At 55.5% G+C, this 18,265-nt stretch carries 15 protein-coding genes; 8 read left to right on the top strand and 7 right to left on the bottom strand.

The window, feature by feature from the left end; all coding sequences use genetic code 11:
* Positions 1-9: 9 nt before the first annotated feature.
* The 4 genes from ACW9KT_RS00775 (at position 10) to ACW9KT_RS00760 (ending at position 4,884) form a co-directional block, all read left to right on the top strand.
* Complete coding sequence (locus ACW9KT_RS00775; protein ID WP_457077459.1) at positions 10-1,191, top strand: pyridoxal phosphate-dependent aminotransferase; 1,182 nt, start codon at positions 10-12, stop codon at positions 1,189-1,191.
* Between the two features lie 4 nt (positions 1,192-1,195).
* Complete coding sequence (locus ACW9KT_RS00770; RefSeq protein ID WP_457077458.1) at positions 1,196-2,038, top strand: prephenate dehydrogenase; 843 nt, start codon at positions 1,196-1,198, stop codon at positions 2,036-2,038.
* The gene (locus tag ACW9KT_RS00765; RefSeq protein ID WP_457077457.1) at positions 2,038-3,129 is read left to right on the top strand and encodes a chorismate mutase; all 1,092 of its coding nucleotides are present in this window, start codon (positions 2,038-2,040) and stop codon (positions 3,127-3,129) included. The genes ACW9KT_RS00770 and ACW9KT_RS00765 overlap by 1 nt, the downstream gene beginning before the upstream one ends.
* A gap of 303 nt (positions 3,130-3,432) precedes the next feature.
* The gene (locus tag ACW9KT_RS00760; RefSeq protein WP_457077456.1) at positions 3,433-4,884 is read left to right on the top strand and encodes a phytoene desaturase family protein; all 1,452 of its coding nucleotides are present in this window, start codon (positions 3,433-3,435) and stop codon (positions 4,882-4,884) included.
* A 118-nt stretch (positions 4,885-5,002) separates the two neighbouring features.
* On the opposite strand, the gene ACW9KT_RS00755 is transcribed toward ACW9KT_RS00760, so the two are convergent.
* Positions 5,003-5,767 (bottom strand): porin family protein, encoded by a 765-nt coding sequence (locus ACW9KT_RS00755; protein WP_457077455.1) that lies wholly within the window; start codon positions 5,765-5,767, stop codon positions 5,003-5,005.
* 286 nt (positions 5,768-6,053) lie between these two features.
* A complete protein-coding gene (locus ACW9KT_RS00750; RefSeq protein WP_457077454.1) occupies positions 6,054-7,340 on the bottom strand; it encodes a hypothetical protein in 1,287 nt (428 codons plus the stop codon).
* A 162-nt stretch (positions 7,341-7,502) separates the two neighbouring features.
* On the opposite strand from ACW9KT_RS00750, the gene ACW9KT_RS00745 reads away from it, so the two are divergent.
* Positions 7,503-8,837, top strand: coding sequence for a 1-acyl-sn-glycerol-3-phosphate acyltransferase (locus ACW9KT_RS00745; protein ID WP_457077453.1), 1,335 nt, complete (start codon positions 7,503-7,505; stop codon positions 8,835-8,837).
* Between the two features lie 18 nt (positions 8,838-8,855).
* On the opposite strand, the gene ACW9KT_RS00740 is transcribed toward ACW9KT_RS00745, so the two are convergent.
* From ACW9KT_RS00740 to ACW9KT_RS00725, 4 genes are all read right to left on the bottom strand, one after another.
* The gene (locus ACW9KT_RS00740; protein WP_457077452.1) at positions 8,856-9,482 is read right to left on the bottom strand and encodes a hypothetical protein; all 627 of its coding nucleotides are present in this window, start codon (positions 9,480-9,482) and stop codon (positions 8,856-8,858) included.
* Positions 9,483-9,484: 2 nt separating this feature from the next.
* Positions 9,485-10,318, bottom strand: a complete 834-nt coding sequence (locus ACW9KT_RS00735; RefSeq protein ID WP_457077451.1) for a metallophosphoesterase family protein — start codon at positions 10,316-10,318, stop codon at positions 9,485-9,487.
* Between the two features lie 99 nt (positions 10,319-10,417).
* Complete coding sequence (locus tag ACW9KT_RS00730) at positions 10,418-12,070, bottom strand: FAD-dependent oxidoreductase (protein WP_457077450.1); 1,653 nt, start codon at positions 12,068-12,070, stop codon at positions 10,418-10,420.
* Between the two features lie 123 nt (positions 12,071-12,193).
* Positions 12,194-13,582: a sensor histidine kinase gene (locus ACW9KT_RS00725; RefSeq protein WP_457077449.1), complete on the bottom strand. Its 1,389-nt coding sequence runs from the start codon at positions 13,580-13,582 to the stop codon at positions 12,194-12,196.
* 288 nt (positions 13,583-13,870) lie between these two features.
* Between ACW9KT_RS00725 and radA the strand changes: the two genes are divergently transcribed.
* Together radA and ACW9KT_RS00715 are read left to right on the top strand one after the other, a co-directional pair.
* Positions 13,871-15,256 carry a DNA repair protein RadA gene (radA, locus tag ACW9KT_RS00720; protein ID WP_457077448.1) on the top strand — a complete coding sequence of 462 codons (1,386 nt, stop codon included), beginning with the start codon at positions 13,871-13,873 and terminating at the stop codon, positions 15,254-15,256.
* Between the two features lie 288 nt (positions 15,257-15,544).
* Positions 15,545-17,023 carry a TlpA family protein disulfide reductase gene (locus tag ACW9KT_RS00715; RefSeq protein ID WP_457077447.1) on the top strand — a complete coding sequence of 493 codons (1,479 nt, stop codon included), beginning with the start codon at positions 15,545-15,547 and terminating at the stop codon, positions 17,021-17,023.
* A 68-nt stretch (positions 17,024-17,091) separates the two neighbouring features.
* Here the strand turns inward: ACW9KT_RS00715 and ACW9KT_RS00710 are convergent, their stop codons facing one another.
* Positions 17,092-17,454 (bottom strand): hypothetical protein, encoded by a 363-nt coding sequence (locus ACW9KT_RS00710; RefSeq protein WP_457077446.1) that lies wholly within the window; start codon positions 17,452-17,454, stop codon positions 17,092-17,094.
* 244 nt (positions 17,455-17,698) lie between these two features.
* Between ACW9KT_RS00710 and ACW9KT_RS00705 the strand changes: the two genes are divergently transcribed.
* A complete protein-coding gene (locus ACW9KT_RS00705; RefSeq protein WP_457077445.1) occupies positions 17,699-18,160 on the top strand; it encodes a CHRD domain-containing protein in 462 nt (153 codons plus the stop codon).
* The last annotated feature ends 105 nt before the right edge of the window (positions 18,161-18,265 follow it).

The raw sequence follows: 18,265 nt of genomic DNA, 5'->3' as shown, positions 1-18,265 counted from the left end.
GCTACCACCATGAACATTTCTACCGCCGACCGCCTTCAGCACACAGGAGAATATTACTTCTCCCAAAAGCTGCGAGAAATCGAGGCCATGAACGAAGCGGGTGCTGCCGTGATCAATCTGGGCATCGGCAGCCCCGATTTGCCGCCGCACCCCAGTGTAATTGAGGCACTAAATACAGCAGCCGAACAGCCCAATACCCACGCCTACCAAGGCTACCAGGGCAGCCCGGCGCTGCGGCAGGCTATGGCCGAGTGGTATCAGCGTGCTTACCAGGTAGAGCTAAACCCAGTCAATGAAATTCTACCGTTGTTGGGCTCTAAGGAAGGCATCATACACATCAGCATGACATTTTTGCAAGCTGGCGACGAGGTGCTGATTCCCAATCCGGGCTACCCAGCTTACCGCGCCGCTGCCCAGCTCAGCGGCGCCACGCCCGTCGATTATGACCTGACCGCCGCTACCAACTGGCAGCCCGACCTCGATGCCCTGTCTCAGCGCGACCTGAGCCGGGTAAAGCTCATGTGGCTCAACTACCCTCACATGCCCACCGGCGCCCCCGCCGATAGAGAGTTTCTGGCGCGCCTGGTAGCCTTTGCCCAAGAGCACAACGTTCTGCTGGTGCATGACAACCCATACAGCTTCATTCTCAACGACAACCCGCAGAGTTTGCTGGCTGTGCCGGGCGCGCGCGAAGTAGCTCTGGAGTTGAATTCGCTTAGCAAATCGCACAACATGGCGGGCTGGCGCGTGGGCATGCTGGTGGGCCGGGCCGAATGGTTGCAACAAGTGTTGCGCTTCAAAAGCAACCTTGATTCGGGCATGTTTCTGCCGGTGCAGCGCGGCGCTATCGTCGCGCTAGGGCTAGGCGCTGATTGGTTTGAGCAACTTAACGCCACCTACCGGGCTCGCCGCGAGCAGGTTTTCAGCCTGCTCACCACCATCGGCTGCACCTTCGACCGGCAGCAGACGGGCTTGTTCGTCTGGGGGGCAATTCCGGCTGGCTACGCCGATGGGTACGCCCTTAGCGACGAGCTGCTGCACCAGGCAAAAGTGTTTATCACGCCGGGGGGCATTTTTGGCAGCAATGGCAACGCTTTTATTCGGGTGAGCCTGTGCCAGCCCGAAAGTGTGCTGACTGCCGCCCTCGAACGCATTATCACAGCGCGAGCTTCCGCACCTGTTTCTAGCTAATAAAATGATAGTCACTGTAATAGGTATTGGCTTAATTGGCGGCTCTCTGGCCCTGAGCCTGCGGGAATCTGGCTTGGCTACCCACATCATCGGCGTAGACCAAAGCTTCGAAAACCAAACAAAAGCCCTGAGCTTGAATCTGGTCGATGAGGTAGCCGACCTCGCATCCGGCATTAGCCGTGCGGACCTCATCGTGCTGGCCGTGCCCATGGATGCCATGCTCACGCTGCTACCTCGGATTCTGGATTCAGTAATTGATCATCAGGTAGTTATCGACGTGGGATCAACTAAGCAAAAGCTGCTGGCCAGCATTCAAGGCCATCCAAATCGCGCGCGCTTTGTGGCCGTGCACCCGATGGCAGGCACTGAGTATTCGGGGCCGGAAGCGGCGGTGCGGGGCTTGTTTCAAGATAAAGCCCTGGTTATCTGCGACGCTGAGCACAGCGACCCGGCTGCCGTAAGCCGCGTGGGGGGCATTTTTGAGCAGATCGGGATGCGCCTGGTGTACATGGGCGGCGCTGCCCACGATTTGCATACCGCCTACATCTCCCATATTTCGCATATCACCTCTTTCGCCCTAGCTCTCACTGTCTTAAACAAAGAGAAAGAGGAGCAGCAAATCTTCGACCTGGCCAGCGGCGGCTTCGAATCGACGGTGCGCCTGGCCAAAAGCTCGCCGGATATGTGGGTGCCTATTTTTCGTCAAAACCGCCTCAACGTGCTCGATGTGCTCAGTGAGCATTTGCGTCAGCTTCAGCACATGAAAGACGTGCTGGAACAGGAAGATTACCCCGCTTTTCATCAGCTCATCGAGCAAGCCAACCTCATTCGTAAAATATTGAAATAATGGACCATACCCAAGCAACCACCGCCTCGGCAGCTGAGCTTACCAGCAAAAAGCCCCTGCTCATCTCCGGCCCTTGCAGCGCCGAAACCGAGGAGCAACTCCTTGATACCTGCAACCAGCTGGCCCAAACCGGCCGCGTCGATATGCTGCGCGCCGGCATCTGGAAGCCTCGCACCAAGCCTGGCGGCTTCGAGGGCATCGGCACTAAAGGCTTGCCCTGGCTGCAAAAAGCCCGCGAGCAAACCGGCCTGCCCGTAATGGTGGAAGTGGCCACGCCCAAGCACGTGGAAGACAGCATGGCCTTCGAAATGGACGTGCTCTGGATTGGCGCCCGCACCACCGTAAACCCCTTCTCGGTGCAAGCTGTGGCCGACGCTCTGCGCGGCACCGACGTGCCGGTGTTCATCAAAAACCCCATTAACCCCGACGTAGAGCTGTGGGCCGGGGCCGTGGAGCGCTTAGCCAAAGCCGGCGTCAAGCAAATTGGCCTGATTCACCGGGGCTTTTCCAGCTATGGCAACACCGACTACCGCAACGCCCCGCTCTGGCAATTGCCTATCGAGATGAAGCGCCGCATGCCCGAACTGCCCCTCATCTGCGACCCCAGCCACATCTGCGGCCGCCGCGACTTGCTCGCCGACGTCGCCCAAAAAGCCATTGACCTCGACTTCGACGGCCTGATGCTGGAATCGCACCGCGACCCGGACCAGGCCTGGAGCGACGCCGCTCAACAGGTAACACCCACCAACCTAGTAGCCCTGCTCGACCACCTTATCTGGCGTCACGAAACCACCGATAAACAGGAATTCCTGACTGTATTGGCCAAGCTCCGCGACCAGATCAACCACATCGACGACGAGATTATGCAGCTCATTAGCAGCCGCATGGCCGTTGCTGAGAAAATCGGTACCTACAAAAAGGAAAACGACATTACCATTCTTCAGCCTAATCGGTGGAATGAAATCCTGGAGCGCGGCGTACAGAAAGGCGCAAAGCTGGGCTTAACGAAAGACTTTATCCTCAAGTATTTCGACGCCATTCACTTAGAATCCATCAACCGCCAAAACCGCGTGATGAATCCGCACGACTAAGCAGCAATAATAAAGTTGTGGGGGCTTTTTCTCCAACGTAGGCATTATAACAAACCTATTTCCGATGCTTGTTTTAGAGAGAAAGAAGCAAAAAAGATAAGTTGCCGTAATAGAACCAAGCTCCGTCAGGCGGTCATGCAGAGCGGAGCGAAGCATCTCGCTAGCTGATGTTGTAGTGCTAACTCAACGACTGCTAGCGAGATGCTTCGCTCCGCTCTGCATGACCGCCTATAGTTATAGCAATTAGTGACTTTCTGACGGTAGGCGTGTTCAACTGATACTTACTCTATAAAAGCCTTCTTAGTGGATAAGCGAGATTTTGATGCTGTTGTGGTTGGCTCCGGACCGAATGGCTTAGCGGCGGCCATTACGCTGCAACAGGCTGGCCTGTCGGTGCTGATTCTGGAAGCCAAAGAAGTTATCGGCGGTGGGCTGCGCTCAGCGGAGCTTACGCTGCCGGGCTTCGTGCACGATATCGGCTCGGCCATTCACCCGCTGGCGGCGGAGTCGCCGTTTTTCAAAACCTTACCCCTCACTGAGCACGGCCTGCGCTTTCTGACGCCGCCGGTAGCCGCCGCTCATCCTTTCGATACCGGTCGGGCCGCCACCCTGGGCAACTCCCTGGTCGATACGGCTCGCCGACTAGGGCCCGATGAACAGGTTTACCGCCAGCTGATCCAGCCCATTGTGCGCGACTGGCCGGTGCTGGCGCCCGCTATTCTGGGTCCGTTGCGTATTCCCAAGCATCCACTGGCGATGGCCCGCTTCGGCCTCGACGCTGTTACCTCGGCTACCTTACTGGCAAAACGGTTTCAGACTTTGGAAGCGCGCGGCTTGTGGGCTGGCATGGCCGCCCATGCCATTCAGCCTCTTACGAATGTCACAACTTCGGCTATCGGGCTGGTACTGATGGCCATGGGGCACGTGCGCGGATGGCCGCTCCCGGAAGGTGGAGCCCAATCAATAGCGCGGGCGCTGGCATCCTATTTTGTGTCGCTGGGGGGCAAAATTGAAACAAACGCTCCCGTTACTTCTCTCGATCAGCTGCCTTCTACTCACGCCGTGCTCCTAGACGTGACGCCGCGGCAGCTGCTTCAGATAGCAGGACACACCTTTTCATCGCTCTACCGCTGGCAGCTGGAGCGCTACCGCTACGGTATGGGCGTGTTTAAAATTGATTGGGCCCTGGATGAACCGATACCGTTCACCGCGCCGGAGTGCCGACAGGCGGGCACCGTGCACTTAGGCAATTCTTTAGAGGAAATCACGGCTTCTGAGCAGCAAACCAGTGAAGGCAAGCACCCCGAGCGGCCCTTTGTGCTATTAGCCCAGCAGAGCCTTTTTGATCCGACCAGAGCGCCCGCTGGCAAGCACACGGCTTGGGCCTACTGTCACGTGCCCAACGGCTCCCGCGTAGATATGACCAGCGCCATCGAAAATCAGGTAGAGCGCTTCGCCCCCGGCTTCCGCGACCGGATACTGGCCCGCCACACATTCAATACGAGCGATTTAGAGGCTTTCAACAGCAATTTGGTAGGCGGCGACATCAATGGCGGCCTGCTAAACGTGACGCAGCTTTTTACTCGTCCGGCTCTGCGCGCCTCGCCCTACCGCACCTCCACCAATGGCATCTACATATGCTCTTCCTCCACGCCTCCGGGTGGCGGCGTACACGGCATGTGCGGCCACCACGCCGCCCGACAGGCGTTGCAGGATGTATTCAAGCGCCAACCGGCTTCGTTGCTTACTACTTAAAGTCTGCGCCGCCTTATCTGACTGCTGGCTGCAAGCGCTAGGGGAGAATTAACCATAAAAAAGCCCCCCAGAATATCTGGAGGGCTTTTTTGGGTTGTAGAAAGAATAGGTAGAAAGGTTAGAAAGAAAAGTTGATCGAGGCTTTAATCACACGGTTTTGCGCGTCGAAACGGTTGCCCCTATCCAGAGACGAGAGGCCGTAGTCGTAGCCGGCGCTCAGGCCCAAGCCGCTGTCGAACTGGTAACCTAGGCCACCCACGACCGCAAAGTCAAATTCGCGGAACTGATTGCGCACGTTGTAGTCCTGTCGAAAGGCAGAAAACCCTAAAGCGCCGGCTTCTACCCGCACTTTGTTGCTAACCAAATAAGAAGCCTGAGGACCGGCGTAAACATATAAACCCCTAGTTAGGTAGGCTTTAACCAGCACCGGCATATCTATATAAGCCATGCGTGACGTGGCGGTGACGCGGGCATTCAGGAAGTCGAATTGCTCAAAAGGAACTCGACCGGCCAGTCGGGTACCCTTTTCAGAGTAAGCTAAACCTGGCTCAATGGCAAAGTGAGAGCTTAGCGGTATAGTAGCATAAAGGCCAGCGTGGAAGCCAGGGCGCATTTCCCGCGTAATGGCGCCATTCGTTAGGTCAGCCACATCCAGCACGCTTTGCACCACCTGGCCCGACCAGTCGGCGGCATTAACACCTGCTCGCACCCCAAAACGCACACCTTGCGTAGGGGGCGCAAGCGTAGTGGTAGTAGAATACTGCTTAGGCCGGGGCGCTAAAGGAGCATTATAAGGTTGGCGAACTTGAGCTTGGGCACCGAAGGCAGCAGTAAGGAGAAGAGCAAGCGCGGCCAGGCGGCCGCTAAGACGCAGATTTTTCATATCCAGAAAGATGTATAGTTGGAGGCAACAAACGTCGCTACTTCCTATGCGCACTACGGAATAGCTGAACGTTACGAGGTGTTATGGCAAAACCATGCCAACCATGCCATTAAATTTAGATTGGATATGTATTAAACTGATTTATAGATAAATAAAAGTCAAAATTTTAACATAAAACCCTAATTGTATTTCTTAGACTGATCCCAAAATTTATTTCTAAAATGATGAGAGCCTCGGCTACCGATTGTAACCGAGGCTCTCATGGAGGGATGCAATTGTAGGAAGCTTATTCTTGGGGAGTAGAGGCCAGCAACTGATCTATCACGGCGAAAACTTTGTCCTTGGCCGGCAGCGCCTGCACCAACAACTGGCGTGCTAGCACGAACTGGTTGCGGGCCTGGAGGGCATTTTTTTGCTCCAAATACAGGTGCCCCAGGTAGAGGCGCAAGTAGCCCTGCACCAGCGGGGGCTGGCTAGGTACCGCCGCCTGCTCGGTGAACAAGGTAGTAAGCGTTGCGGCCTGATTATGCTTCAGGTGAAGCTCAAGCAACTCACTGTAAGTGCTTTCCTCCTTTGGCGCAGCTTGTAAAAACTGTTTTGATAGGCGGTCAATCTCTGGCTTGTTCTGGCCTTTAAGAGCCGCCAGCAGCTTGGGGCGCACGGTGGCCAGATCGATTGGGGCGGCGGGGGGCGTTTCGGAAGAGGCTGGCTCAGCGGGTTGTGCCGCAGGGGTTGCTTCCGTGCGGCTAGCAGGTTTGCTGCCGGCTGCCCCTTTGGAAGGCTTAGGCGCACGCTTTATCTGCTCCTCGATATCGGCCAGCATGTACGCCGCGTCGGACTTAAACTGCTCATCTTGGTAGTAATTCATGGCCAGACGTACCTCATCGCGGGCATTTTCCAGCTGTTTGAGCTCCAGCAGCGAATACGCCATATGATAGTGTGCGTCGGGAAAGTCTTTCTTAAGCTGAATGGAGCGCTTGAAAGGCCCAATAGCCTGTGCGAAGTTGCCGAGGCGCTCATGCGCATAGCCCAAGGCGTAGTACGAAAGATAATCGCCATAGCCGCGCAGGTGGGCCACTTCATAATGCCGTACCATGAGGGCAAAAAGCCGGTCCTCGCCCTTATCCTTCTCGGCACAATCGCACTGCTGAGCGCTATAGTAGTAGTCGCCGAGGGCTTTATCGAGCCGGTAGTTGGTTGGGTTGCGACGCTTTAGGTTAAGCAGTACCTCCTCAATGGGGAACCGATAAGCCGAATCGTAAGAGCGCTGAGCACGCATTTGCTCCAACGATTCTACCAAGGCCAGATCTTTCAGGGTGAAGGTTTGGTAGCCGTTTGTAGTGATATGGTAGGACAGCGCCATTTCCTGCTTGCGCATAGCCACGGCTGGCCGGGCGTTTTGGCGGTCAAACTGTTGAAGCAGGGCAAAGGCCGAGTTGTATTTACGTTGCAATACCAAATCACTTGCCTGCTTAAGTGCGGTAGCTTCGGCTTTATCAGCCGGAGCCGTTTGCGCCCTGGCTGCTGGCAGAGAAAATAAAAATGCGAGAAAGAAGGAGAAAAGAAAACGCATGAAAAGGAGGTAAAAAATGAATGTGGCGGCGAAGCCCCGTCGAAGATACCGGGTTGGAAAATATTCCTGACTTTCGCTAACGTTTTACTAGTTCCACTTATGCTGTCGTATGCTTTGCTAAAGCCCCTTGTACAAGTGGGACTACGCGTTTTTTTTCGGCGAATGGAAGTGCGCCACCGCGACCGACTGCAAACGCCGGGCCCGCTTATCATTGCCGCCAACCACCCCAATACGCTTATGGACCCGCTGGTAGTGGCTGCTCACCGCACCGATTCAGTGGCATTTCTGGCCAAGAGCACCTTTTTTAAAGGGCCCTTCATGAAGTGGCTCATGGGTCAAACCAACTCCATCCCCATCTACCGCCGCCAGGATGCCGAGGGCGAAGACCCCGCCGCCCAGGTGAGCCCCGAGGAGCTGGCACGCCGCAACGAGGCTACCTTCGGCCGTAGCTACGACTACCTCGACGCGGGCGGCACCATCATGATTTTTCCCGAGGGTACTAGTATCAGCGAGCGGCGGCTGCGTCCGCTCAAAACCGGGGCCGCGCGAATTGCGCTAGGCGCCGCCGCCCGCCACGATTTCCGCCGCGAGGTACAGATTCTACCCGTCGGCATCAATTACTTCGACCCCAGCCAATTTCGCTCCGATGTGCTGCTCAACGTGGCGCTGCCCATCCAGGTAACGGCCTACGCCGAGCTGTACGCCCGCGACCCCATTGCCGCCGCCGATGAGCTGACCGAGGAAATTCGGCGGCGCCTAGAAGAAAACCTGGTTATCACCCGCGATGCGGCCGAGGATGAGCTAGTACAGCAAGTAGAGCGCACCTTTGGCGAGCACCTCGCCCCCGACGATGAAGAAACGCTGTACGACAACTTTCAACTCAGCCGCACGCTGTCGGAGGCTATTGCTTACTTCGAGAAACACGACCCCGCCCGCTTGCAGGAGGTGCGGGAAAAATTAGCGGTGTACCTGCACGAGTTGCGCGCCCTGGACCTAACCGACGACTCATTGGAGTCGGGGAAAAAAGGGTCCCGCTGGCTCCGGGGGGTAAAAACGGCGCTGAAGCTGGCACTGGGCTTCCCGGTGTATGTATATGGGGCGCTGAATAACTATCTGCCGTACATTATTCCATCAATGGTCGCTCGGCGGGCTACAAAAGAGGTAGAGTTTGTGGCACCTATTCTGATGGTTACGGGTATGGTAACGTTTGGCGTGGCCTACACCGCCCAAATTGCGCTAGTTCAGTACTTTACCAATGACTGGCGCCTGAGTACACTCTATGCCATCAGCTTGCCGCTAACCGGTTTTTACGCCCTGCGCTACTGGAATAGGCTCCAAAGCCGGCGCCAGCGCCTGCGGGTACTGCGCCTGTTTCGGCAGCAGCGGTCCGTGGTGGAGAAGCTATTACGGCAGCGGGCTACCATCGTGCGGTTGCTGGGTGAAGCGCGGGCTGCGTACCTGGCCGGCATAGAGCTGCGAGAACGGGATTCCGCTTAAAGCAGCGGCTAGGGCTTATTAGAACATGAATTTGCCCCCCACACCTAGAGTTAGAACATCCGTCACCTTCAGCCCCGACAAGTTGGTAGCCAAACTCACTACGTACAAGTCATTGGTACCTAACTCGTAATAGAGCGACACCGCCCTGGCGTGGCCATTCGAAGGTTGCAGCTCCCGCGTGACTCGTCCGCCTAAAAAAGCGCCAAAGCGCACCGTCGATGACCACCAGTAGTAACCCTTATAGTACTTCTCGTCGCGAGATCGATTGAGGGTGCGCGAGGGAGTATAGTTGACCAATCCGCCGAAGGATAAGGGGTGCAGGCGCCACTGCGGGTTTCTCAGGGCGATAGTATAAGGGGTATACGTGGTTTTGAAAGTGAAAATACCGAGGGCTTTACGACCCGCGTGGCGCTGGGGCACGTAGCCAGCCAGCATGTCGGCTTCCAAGCGCTGTTTGAATACCCTGTAGCCCACGCCCCCGCTGATCATACCAATGCCGCCTGCCGTCTGGAGCACGACATGCTGAGGCACGTACCACCGGCGCTGCGTAGAGGAAGAGACTGAGTCGGTAGGCGTTTGAGCAACAGTGAGTTGCACAGGCAGAATCAAGCCTAAAATGCCCCCCAGAAGTAGAAATCTACGCATAGCTAAAAGGCGACTTTTTCAAGCTTAAATTGATCAGTACCCCACACGGTCAGAATCACGTATTGGCGCTTCTCGAAAGCAAAAGAGTTGATGTACGTGACGCCATCAGCGAATGGCTCGCCGATGCTGAAGCTGTGGGCGTGGCCATTGAGGTGGAAAAGCAGGCGGGGGGCTTTTGCCAGCGCTTCGGTGAAGGGCTTTACCAGCGCGGGGTCAAAATCCTCATTGCTGGGCGGCACGTGGCAAAGCACAATCTGGCGGCGCACGCCCACCGTATCCGCGAGTTGCTGCTGGAGCCAGCCCACGTCAGGCACCTTGCCATTGAAGCCATACTCGCGGCTGTTGGTGTCGATAAGAATAAAGCGGGTGCGGTCGTAAGTGAAGGTGTAGTTCAGGGGACCAAATATTTCCTGGTAAGCTTGCCGGCCATTGGCTACCTGGTCGTGGTTGCCGATAACGGTGAGATAGGGCACATTCAGGTGACGCAGGCGGTCATTTACCCACTGCATCTCGCGGCGCAGGCCAAAGTCGGAGATGTCGCCCGCTACCACCAGGGCCGAGATGCCGCGCTGCTGGTTCACGCTTTTCACCAGTGGGCCTATCTCATCGTGAAAGCGCTGCGAATCACCGGTAAAAACGAAGCGCAAGGTGTCGCCGCCCGTTGGCTTGGGTTGAGCTAGTAGGCGCTCCAGATTTTTGGCAGTCAGGTCGCGGTCGGCGGCGGGTGCCCGGACGTCGTTGGGGCTGAATTCAAATAGCTCGCAGCCCGCAAGCCCCAGTGTAGCTACCGCCACGACTACCGCCTGACTGATACGAGATAGGAATGTAAATATCATTTATTCAATAGGTTATACAAAATATCTATCGTTAGACAAACGAAAAACAGCCATGCTCAAGCCACAGTGCACGAGTATCTGGACGAGTAAAAAAGCTTCCTACTCGTCCAGATACTCGTGCACAAACTTAATTGCCATAGAGCCTTCGCCCACGGCCGAGGCCACGCGGGCCATGGCGCCCACTCGATTATCCCCGGCGGCAAAAATGCCCGGCACGCAGGTTTCTAGTAGGTAAGGCTCCCGGTCGCGCTTCCAGGAGGCGGCAAAACGGGGGTCAGTTACTAAGTCGCGGCCCGTCAGCATAAAGCCGCGCTTATCGCAGAGAATAAGATCCTGCACCCATTCGGTGCTGGGCTTGGCACCGATAAATACGAACAGCGCCCGCGCAGGCCGCCGCTGTATTTCACCTTTATTGCTGATAATAACTTCTTCCAGATGATCCTGCCCGCAGACTTCTTTCACTTCCGCAAAGGGCAGAATCTCAATGTTTTCGGTCTGCCCAATCTGCTCTATCAGATACGCCGACATAGAAGCCGCCAACGACTCACCCCGAATCAGGATGAACACGCGGCGCGCGTAGGTAGCTAGATACATGGCTGCCTGCCCGGCGGAGTTGCCGCCGCCCACGATGTATACATCCTGCTGGTCGCAGGAGCGGGCTTCGGTGCGGGCGGCGCCGTAGTACACGCCGGCCCCGCTGAGGTGGTGCTCACCGGGCACGTTGAGCGTGCGGTAGCTGACGCCCGTGGCCAGCACCACAGCGCGGGTGCGAACCTCGCTGCCGTCGGCTAAAGTCAATACTTTGTACTCATCCTGCACGCAAAGGCTGGTGACTTCTTGGGGGGCTAAAAGCTCGGCCCCGAGGCGGACGGCCTGCGCCCACGCCCGGTGGGCCAACTCAGCCCCACTTAGGCCAGTGGGAAAGCCCAGGTAATTTTCAATGCGTGAGCTGCTGCCGGCCTGCCCGCCCGGTGAACCGCGCTCGATGACCAGCGTTTTCAGCCCTTCGGAAGCTCCATACACGGCGGATGCTAGCCCCGATGGCCCGGCCCCAATCACGACAACGTCGTAAAGCTCGGATGATGCTTTTTGGGGCAAGCCAATTTTGAGGGCCACCGCCGCCCGCTCGGGCCGGGCCAGGGACGAGCCGTCTTCGAACACGACCACCGGCAAATCGGCAGGAGTGAGGCCGGTGCTTTGTAGTAGCGTTTGGGCCTCCGGATTGGCTTCAAAATCAAGCCACTGATACGCTACCATGTAGCCAGCCAGAAAGTCTTTCAACTCATGAGAAAGCGGCGACCATTGAAACCCGATTAGCCGCAGGCCCTGAAAGCGTGGCTTGTACTTGGCTTGCCAGGCGGCTAGCAAGTCGTGTAGAGTGGGGTAAAGCAACTCCTGAGGCGGGTCCCAAGGCTTGAGCAGATAATAGTCGAGGTGGGCATTATTGATGGCACGAATGGCCGCTTCGGTATCGGCGTAGGCCGTGAGCAGCACGCGCTTAGCATCAGGAAAAATTCCTCGGGCTTTCTCCAGCAGCTCCACGCCTTCCATTTGGGGCATGCGCTGGTCAGCCAGCAATAAAGCTAGCGGCTCGGCGCGGGTTTGTAGCTCATTTAGAATTTCGAGGGCTTCGAGCCCGGAGCTGGCCCGTAGTACGCGGTAGTCGCGGCGAAACTCACTGCGCAAATCCCGGTCGATGGCGCTAAGCACCTGTGGATCATCGTCTACTACAAGTAGAACTGGTTTTTTCATAGCTAGGGCTAGTACTTATGCAGGAGAAAGGTACTCGACAGGCGCTTATATATGGCAGACGTATGAGCGAGCTCTTTTACTTAAAGAAAGAAAAAGCTGCCATCCCAAAATGCCCCCCAGCGCCTACGTCAGCGCGGGTAGCCACACGCTGAACTCGGTGTGGCCGGGCACCGATGTCACTTCCAGACGACCATCGTGGCTGCGCACGATGCGCTGGGCGATATCGAGGCCCAGGCCGGAGCCCGATCCGGCTTGCTTGGTGGTAAAGAAGGGCTCAAAAATGTGATTCAGCACGTCTGGGGCAATGCCGTGGCCGTTGTCGATGATGGCCACCCGTACAAAGCCGCTTTGCAGGTGAGTGCGCACGGTAATCTCGCCCCCAGTTTCCACCGCGTCGATAGCGTTATCAATTAGGTTGGTCCACACTTGGTTGAGGCTACTGACTTGGCCGCGTACTTGGGGCAGCTGGGGGGCAAAATCGCGCGTCAGCTTGATTTTTTTGTCGCGGAGCTGGTGGCCTAGCATCGTAAGGGTGCTTTCCAGGCCGCTGTGCACATCCAAGGGAGCACGATCCGTGGCGCGGTCCATGTGGGAGTAGGTCTTCACGCTAGCCACTAAGGTGCTGATGCGGCCGCCGGCCTCCTGCACATCACGAATAAGGCGCTGAGTAGTCAGCTGGCCTTCCAGCCAAGCGAAAGAAGCTGGCCAGGCAGCCTCAGGCAAGTCGGCCGCTACGGGAGCCAGAATATCTTTGGTAACACCCGCTTCCAGCAGGCCGGCCGCGAGGCGGTAGCCATCGGCTACGCCGTGATCTTCCAGCCAATCGGCTAGGTCGTCCTCATAATCGGCGCACTCCAGCGCCGACATTGGCTTTTCAAACTGAGCTGGATCGGTGGCTAGTTTGGTTAAAGCTGACAGCGCTTCGGGGGTGGGGCAATGACGGAGCAGATCGAGCAGCTGTGAGGGTTTAGCGGCCGTAAGGTCGTGCAAAGCCTGCGCGGCGCGAGCAATAGCGGCGGCGGGGTTGTTCAGTTCATGGGCCAATCCGGCTGAAAGCTTGCCGAGCGCTCGGAGCTTGTCGTCGCGCTCCTGCCCGCGGGCCTCGTCGCGGGCCCGGTCGCTCATCAGGCCCACTAAGCGCTGGGTGAGCTCCGGACTAACACGCTCCAACTCCGGGAACAAGTCGCGGTGGAGCACGAACGCGACAATAGGAGCGCTGGCTATTGCATAGCCACTTACTACGCGCAGCCTGGAATAAGGCAACACTCCTGTTACCTGGCCTGCACCAACTCGAAATAGCGGCTCGCGATTACCGTTGCGAACGGCGAAAAATTGCACTTCGCCTTCCTGCAGCGCTACCATGTATTCAGCCGGGTCGCCGGGCTTGAAAATCACCTCGTTTGCCGCATATTCTCGCCGCTCGCCATGATCCATCAGCCAATCAATCGTCTCGGGGGGCAAATCGGCAAACACCGGAATGGTGGCCAAATCAATGGGAGCAAGACTAGGCATGACAGGGAGAAGTACGGAGGAGAAAATCGATTAGTAACAAGCGGGCATCCGGTTGGGTTTAAGCAGGCACTATGTGGTTCGCTAGGGGGCTTTTCTGAATTAGCTAAGATACCTAAAAGACTGACGGCCTGGTCTTCAGTCAATACCAGGAAAGCAAGTTAGCATGGCTGCTCTCTCCTTCGCTCGTGATGTTGCCGCAGCCTCGCTCAGCTGGGCCCGCGCAATTACCGATCTTGCCAAACTTTTCCTTGCTGCTGAGCATTCTATAGGTTCATCTGACCTGACTTCATGGCCAAAATTAAAACCCTCTACTTCTGTCAAAAATGCGGTGCTCAATCAGCCAAGTGGATTGGCCGCTGCCCTTCCTGCGGGGAGTGGAACACCTACGTAGAGGAAGTAGTCGAAAAAGAAAATAATCAGTCGACGGGCTCCTGGAAGCCACCTACCGCTTCACCCGGCGCCAAAACCAGCGCCAAGCCCCGCCCCATCGGCGATATTCACTACGAAGAAGAAGCCCGAATCGACACCCACGACGGGGAGTTAAACCGTGTACTGGGCGGTGGCCTCGTACCGGGCTCTCTGGTGCTCATCGGCGGCGAGCCTGGCATCGGCAAAAGCACGCTCATGCTTCAGATTGCTATGAGCTTACGCCAACTCAAGGTGCTTTATATCTCCGGGGAGGAAAGCGAGCAACAAATCAAGATGCGCGCCGAGCGCCTCGGCGACCAGCATCCTGGCTGCTACATTCTCACTGAGACGAATACCCAAAATATCTTCCGCCAAATAGATCAGCTCCAGCCCAATGTGGTGGTAGTCGACTCTATTCAAACTTTGCAATCAGGCTTGGTAGAATCAGGTGCGGGCTCGGTGTCGCAGGTACGCGAGTGCACGGCCGAACTGCTTAAGTACGCCAAGGAAACCGGCGTGCCCGTGCTGCTCATTGGCCATATCACTAAGGATGGCTCTATTGCCGGCCCCAAAATTCTGGAGCACATGGTAGATACAGTGCTACAATTTGAGGGCGACCGGCACCTGAGCTACCGTATTCTGCGCACCATCAAAAACCGGTTTGGCTCTACTTCTGAGTTGGGTATCTATGAGATGCAGGGCGCGGGGCTGCGGCAGGTATCTAATCCATCCGAAATCCTGCTCAGCCAGCGCACCGAAACGCTCAGCGGCATTGCTATTGGCGCCACGTTGGAAGGCAACCGCCCTCTACTAGTTGAGGTACAAGCTCTGGTAAGCCCTGCTACTTACGGCACGCCCCAGCGCAGTAGCACGGGCTTCGACTCCAAACGTCTGCAAATGTTGCTGGCCGTGCTCGAAAAACGTAGCGGTCTGCGCCTCGGCCAGCATGATGTTTTCTTAAATATTGCCGGCGGTCTGCGCCTCGAAGACCCTGCTTTGGACCTTGCTGTGTGCGCAGCGGTGGTCTCCTCGCTCAATGATATTCCCTTAAGCGGAGAAACTTGTTTGGCTGCCGAAGTGGGCCTCAGCGGCGAGATTAGAGCTGTGAGCCGCCTTGATCAGCGCTTGTCAGAGTCGGAAAAGCTTGGTTTTCAGGAAATGTACATTTCGCAGTTTAACGCTCGTGGTTTAGACCTAGGAAGGTTTGGTATTCGGGTCCACCCGGTTGGACGACTTGATGAAGTACTAACTGGACTGTTTGGATAAAATTATGGCGTGTTAGTTGCCGGGTGATTTAGAAGCATATTTGTCTATGTGCCTTAAACTAGCCTGTTAGGGCCCAATGGCAGCTAAACTGTTAGTATAAAAGTCAAGCTTTGAATTTTTGATACAAAAAAGTGTAGGACCTTATAGGATTTTATAGGTTTTAATGCCTTATCTTCGGGGTAATAATTGTCTTTTCCCATGAATAGACTGACTTGTTCATCTAAATTGGTCATTAGTATTTAGCTAAGTATTCATCACGGATTACCCGTGTTGCTGATTGCATCCTGCATGAATTCTTCCTTGATTAAATCGTCTTATCGTTTTTTTGCCGTCTTGCTGGCAACTACGCTGTTAGCGCCTGCCATCAGCTGGGCTCAGGGCACCGTAGTGCTGACTGGCAAGGTAAGCGGCCACAAAACCGATACCATTGCCGTTTCTTTTCGTGAGCACCCTTTCGATCAGAAAGAACACGTTACCTATGCCCGCCTCAACGATAAGGGAGAGTTTCGATTGGCCGTTAATGTGCCTGGTCCAACTCGCGCCGACTTGGTGTATGGTGATGACGTAGCCGATCTGTTCTTAGAGCCCGGCAACACGATGGAGGTGCGCTTCAAAAGCAACGATTTATCTTCCAGTATAAAGTTTAAAGGCCCCGGATCGGCTGCTAGCAGCTATTTGGTACAACTTGACGAGCAGTTTATCGAGAACGATGGCTTTCAGGTGCTACCTGATAATATCATGCTCTATGAGCCTGGCTTCCTTTCTTTCCTGGATTATCGCCGCAAAGCGGAGCAAAAGTTTTTAAACAGCTACGCGGAAAGCTATCCGATATCGGCGGCCTTTCGCGCGTATGCCCAAGCGGAGATAGACTACAGCTATGCTAACGACCGCCTGACCTTTCAAGACCTACGCGAGCAGGTAGTAGCAACGGAAGGGCGCCTGAAAATGTCACCGGAATACTACAGCTTCCTCAACGATACCAAACTCATCAACAACCCTAGTGCCGCCCAAAGTGAGCAGCATCAAGAATTCTTGCTGAATTATATTCACTACGCAGCCGTTGCGGCCAATCATCAGCGCAACGACCCCGACTTTTACTGGGTATGCTATGATTTGGCTAAAAAACAGCTTTCCGGCCCTGCAAAGCCCCTAATTATGGGACGCATTCTGCAGGAGTCGTTCCGATTTGGGCACGTGAAGCAGTCGGCTGCTATGCTGGCTGACTACCGCAGCGTTGACCCCAAAAATGAGTTTTATCCGCTGTTGCAGCGCGATTTCGAAACGCACAAGGCTTTTGCCATCGGCGCGCCGGCTCCCGACTTTAAGCTCGTAACCGTGAAGGGCGACACTGTGTCGCTACGCGATTTTGCTGGCAAGCTGGTATATCTCAACTTTTGGCGCACCACCAGCGGCCTCAGCCTGCGCGACTTACCTTATGCGCAGGAGCTAGCCCGCAAGTTTGAAGGCAAAAACATCGTGTTCCTCAACATTGCTCTCGATGAGAATGATCCGGCTTGGAAGCAGCTCGTTGTAAGCAAGAAGCTGCCGGGCGTACATGTGCGGGCTGCAGGTGGCCTGCGCTCTGCGCTGGCTCGGGCCTATGCCTTACAAGAAGTGCCCACCTATTTCCTACTGGCCGAAGACGGCTCGTTTCTCAATACCAAGCCTAAGCGCTTAAGCAGCCACGCGGCCATCGATGAAATCAAAGAATCGTTCGGCAAGGCCTCTACTTATACTAGTGCCCTGCCTGTAACGGCAGAGAAATAGAGAAATTAATAAGCGCAAAAAGCCCCCCAGACCTAGTCTGGGGGGCTTTTTTGTCTTTAAAAACAATGCTAAGCGGCCCGAAAGCCGGTGGCTTGCTTTATAGTGCGCTCAGCACCCGATGCTGGTTCGGTGTAGCTGTGGTCGCTTACCTCGATAGAAAGCTTCTTACCTAGTAACTGCTTGGTATCAAGATCCTTGCCCCCTTCGGCATGGATGCCCACGGCCGAATACAGGGAAAGTAAAATGGGCATGGCGGCCTGTGAAGTATAAAAGCGCTGCGTTACAAAGCCGTCTTCGTTTTCCATGCGGGCCGCGAAGAAAGGCACATTCTGGTGCTCGCTGGTACCCTCCTGAATATCGGTTATCTCGACCACGTGGCGCCCATCGGGCAGAAAGCCTTTATCCTGGCCTTTTTCGACTGGAATTTTCATAAAGTAGCGTGCTATAAGGGTTGTTGTCTGCTAAACGGTCGAGCAGAGATTGAGTTTTGCAGCAATAGTATAAAACCGGAAAAGCATGGTTTTGTTTCGTTGTAAGAAACAGAAAGTCAATTTATTACAAACCGATCGCAAGGCTTTAACGTAGGTGCTAACCGGCTAGTTAGCCGCTTGCGTTTCCTAGTAGTTAGTCCACCCTTGTTCCGTTCTCTATTTTCCACTCTTTACACCCCAACCCATGCTAAAAAAACTCACTTCTGGTTTCCTCCTGGCCTTAGGCCTGGTAGCTTTTTCCGCCTGCGACCAAGTAAACTTGGATGAGCTGCGCAAAATCGTTCAGCCCACGCCCAATCCTAACGTGGCCCTTACGGCCGTTATTAATGGAAGACAGGAAGTGCCTCCTACGCCATCGGCTGGTACGGGCACCTTTACCGGCGTTTATAACAAAGACACCAACGTACTGAACTACACTGTTACCTACACTGGTATAACCCCACAAGCTGGTCATATTCACCGTGGCGCGCCTGGCGTAAATGGGCCCATTGTAGTGCCGTTCAACTCCCTCGCCTCACCTATCACGGGTACATTTACCTTCACCGAAGCCGACGAAGCTTTGCTGCTGAACAACGGCTTTTATGTTAATCTACATACTCCGGCTTTCCCTGGCGGCGAGATTCGAGGCAACATTTCGAGGCCTTAGCTTAATCATAAGCCTCCAAAAAGCCCCCCACGCAACCTGCTTGGGGGGCTTTTTTGTGCCTCCTTAGCCGCTTCAAAACTTTAAGGGACATTATTGCCTATGCAT

The organism is Hymenobacter sp. HD11105 (assembly GCF_054051685.1).
Note: the sequence above shows the minus strand (reverse complement) of the source record. Positions and strands in the feature narration are given on the sequence as shown.

What these genes read in the sequence shown, in the direction of transcription:
- ACW9KT_RS00775 (WP_457077459.1), top strand. Translation starts at nt 10, where the DNA reads ATGAACATTTCTACCGCCGACCGCCTTCAGCACACAGGAGAATATTAC.
- ACW9KT_RS00770 (WP_457077458.1), top strand. Translation starts at nt 1,196, where the DNA reads ATGATAGTCACTGTAATAGGTATTGGCTTAATTGGCGGCTCTCTGGCC.
- ACW9KT_RS00765 (WP_457077457.1), top strand. Translation starts at nt 2,038, where the DNA reads ATGGACCATACCCAAGCAACCACCGCCTCGGCAGCTGAGCTTACCAGC.
- ACW9KT_RS00755 (WP_457077455.1), bottom strand. Translation starts at nt 5,767, where the DNA reads ATGAAAAATCTGCGTCTTAGCGGCCGCCTGGCCGCGCTTGCTCTTCTC.
- ACW9KT_RS00750 (WP_457077454.1), bottom strand. Translation starts at nt 7,340, where the DNA reads ATGCGTTTTCTTTTCTCCTTCTTTCTCGCATTTTTATTTTCTCTGCCA.
- ACW9KT_RS00745 (WP_457077453.1), top strand. Translation starts at nt 7,503, where the DNA reads ATGGAAGTGCGCCACCGCGACCGACTGCAAACGCCGGGCCCGCTTATC.
- ACW9KT_RS00740 (WP_457077452.1), bottom strand. Translation starts at nt 9,482, where the DNA reads ATGCGTAGATTTCTACTTCTGGGGGGCATTTTAGGCTTGATTCTGCCT.
- ACW9KT_RS00735 (WP_457077451.1), bottom strand. Translation starts at nt 10,318, where the DNA reads ATGATATTTACATTCCTATCTCGTATCAGTCAGGCGGTAGTCGTGGCG.
- ACW9KT_RS00730 (WP_457077450.1), bottom strand. Translation starts at nt 12,070, where the DNA reads ATGAAAAAACCAGTTCTACTTGTAGTAGACGATGATCCACAGGTGCTT.
- ACW9KT_RS00725 (WP_457077449.1), bottom strand. Translation starts at nt 13,582, where the DNA reads ATGCCTAGTCTTGCTCCCATTGATTTGGCCACCATTCCGGTGTTTGCC.
- radA (WP_457077448.1), top strand. Translation starts at nt 13,871, where the DNA reads ATGGCCAAAATTAAAACCCTCTACTTCTGTCAAAAATGCGGTGCTCAA.
- ACW9KT_RS00715 (WP_457077447.1), top strand. Translation starts at nt 15,545, where the DNA reads ATGAATTCTTCCTTGATTAAATCGTCTTATCGTTTTTTTGCCGTCTTG.
- ACW9KT_RS00710 (WP_457077446.1), bottom strand. Translation starts at nt 17,454, where the DNA reads ATGAAAATTCCAGTCGAAAAAGGCCAGGATAAAGGCTTTCTGCCCGAT.
- ACW9KT_RS00705 (WP_457077445.1), top strand. Translation starts at nt 17,699, where the DNA reads ATGCTAAAAAAACTCACTTCTGGTTTCCTCCTGGCCTTAGGCCTGGTA.